The 1,595-nt window shown below is 61.6% G+C and carries 4 protein-coding genes and 1 tRNA gene; 2 read left to right on the top strand and 3 right to left on the bottom strand.

Translation table 11 applies throughout. The features are described 5' to 3' along the window. A partial coding sequence (locus EN749_RS35480) for a DUF1488 family protein (RefSeq protein WP_128364915.1) occupies window positions 1–192 on the top strand: 192 nt, incomplete at its 5' end. A gap of 28 nt (window positions 193–220) precedes the next feature. On the opposite strand, the gene EN749_RS35475 is transcribed toward EN749_RS35480, so the two are convergent. The 3 genes from EN749_RS35475 to EN749_RS37490 all read right to left on the bottom strand — a co-directional run bounded on the left by EN749_RS35475 (window position 221) and on the right by EN749_RS37490 (window position 886). Then, window positions 221–412 carry a hypothetical protein gene (locus tag EN749_RS35475; RefSeq protein ID WP_127269694.1) on the bottom strand — a complete coding sequence of 64 codons (192 nt, stop codon included), beginning with the start codon at window positions 410–412 and terminating at the stop codon, window positions 221–223. 5 nt (window positions 413–417) lie between these two features. Beyond that, the gene (locus EN749_RS35470) at window positions 418–621 is read right to left on the bottom strand and encodes a hypothetical protein (protein ID WP_128364914.1); all 204 of its coding nucleotides are present in this window, start codon (window positions 619–621) and stop codon (window positions 418–420) included. 189 nt (window positions 622–810) lie between these two features. Continuing rightward, window positions 811–886 (bottom strand) — tRNA-Cys (locus EN749_RS37490). A 424-nt stretch (window positions 887–1,310) separates the two neighbouring features. Here EN749_RS37490 and EN749_RS35465 point away from each other — a divergent pair. Continuing rightward, on the top strand, window positions 1,311–1,595 hold a 285-nt coding region (locus tag EN749_RS35465; protein ID WP_145991171.1), incomplete at its 3' end, for a LacI family DNA-binding transcriptional regulator.

Below are 1,595 nucleotides of genomic sequence, written 5' to 3'. Positions count from 1 at the left end.
GGCATGTTCCAGATCCCATTTTCCGTCGCTGCCGACACCATGGCCAAGATGCGGCCGGGCACTGCTGCCGATGAAGCCGGTTATCTCCAGACATTCGACACCGAGAGCAGCGCCATCCGCGAGGTGGCGTCGAAGGCCTACGACCGCACCCGCAAGAGCATGTATGTGCTGACGGCGGCCGATTTCGGCTGAAATGCCGGCGAGTTGGCGCTGACCGCGATCAGGTCTTGCGCTCGGCCCTTTCGCGGCGTTTGACGTCGCGGACATTCATCTGCACGACCATGTCCTCGGCCTCGCGCGGCCCCATCCCGACCATCACCTTTTGCCGGACAACCGCAGGCTGGCCGGTGAAGACATCGATGATGCTCCAACTCTGGGGAAGCTCCATGCGCACCGTGTAGCGGTTGGCCATGCCGGTCAGCCTTGCATCCTGAAAAACACGGCGCCCAGGATCAGCACCGTCCAGGCGACGACCGACAGTTTCAGCACCATGCCGCCATGCGCAGCCAGAAGCTTCCGCAGGTGCGGCACACCTGCCGACGAGACCGGTGCCGCCGCCAAAGCGACAGGGGCCTTGAGGCCAAGTTTCCCAAAGACGGGCAGCAGCGACGGTTCACGCACGAAAGGCCTCGAATGTCAGGGAAAAGCGAAGCAACAACGCTCGCATCCTTCCATAGCACTCTTTTCGCAAGCGCCTGCATGCCAAATTCAAGACAGGACTGTTTTGACGGCCGGTCCGTACTGCCTTCGCAACACACAATCTATTCGTGGGAACTGACTGCGCTCGGGGCAGATTGGGACGCCAAATTCTGGAGGCCTCGCCTCGGGATCGAACCGAGGCTTCAGAGATTTGCCGTCTCCAGCGTAGCCGCTCCGCCACGAGGCCATGGCTGTCGAAGTAGCGGCCAAATATTTACGGAAAGGTTAATCCCGAGGGGATTGTTCAGAATTTTCGGGATCGAGTTTCAGAGTGTTCGCCAGCCAACCTTGCCGGGCCTAGCTTCCGGCACAGAGTTGCGATCCCTCACGCCCAAGCGGCAGCCCGCCCCGTCTCGACCGAGGGCCTCCAGCACTGCGACTGACGTTCTTCCCCTGAGCTACGCGCTTCCGAGGCTGCTTTATACCCCGGGTTGCATTTCGGAGGAGAGGAGCGGAGGCCAACCAACTTTCCCCTTGAACAGCGATTCGATCTGGCTTAGCTTCATCTGAGAAAAGGTTTTCCCAAGCAATCGTCGTTGGGCTCGGCCACCAGCCGGGCCTCATCCGGCTCGGTAAGAGAAAACCTTTTCCCAACCAAGGATCTCGGCGCGATGCCATCGGACGATCTGCCTGTTCCGGTCTTTTCCAAGCCAGTCACCTTGCGTGACGTGGCCGCCCAGGCCGGAGTCAGTGTCGCCACCGCATCCAAGGCACTCAATGGCCAGGGCCGGATGACAGCCGAGACGCGCGAGCGCATTCGCGAGACCGCCCGGCGGCTTGGCTTCCGGCCCAACAGCCTGGCGCAAAGCCTGCTCCGGCGGCGCAGCTTCACCGTCGGCCTACTCACCAACGATACCTATGGCCGCTTCTCGCTGCCGCTGATGTCGGGCATTTCG

Origin of the sequence: Mesorhizobium sp. M7A.F.Ca.ET.027.02.1.1 (genome assembly GCF_004022985.1) — a bacterium.
Lineage (GTDB): Bacteria > Pseudomonadota > Alphaproteobacteria > Rhizobiales > Rhizobiaceae > Mesorhizobium.
Note: the sequence above shows the minus strand (reverse complement) of the source record. Positions and strands in the feature narration are given on the sequence as shown.

What these genes read in the sequence shown, in the direction of transcription:
- EN749_RS35475 (WP_127269694.1), bottom strand. Translation starts at nt 412, where the DNA reads ATGGCCAACCGCTACACGGTGCGCATGGAGCTTCCCCAGAGTTGGAGC.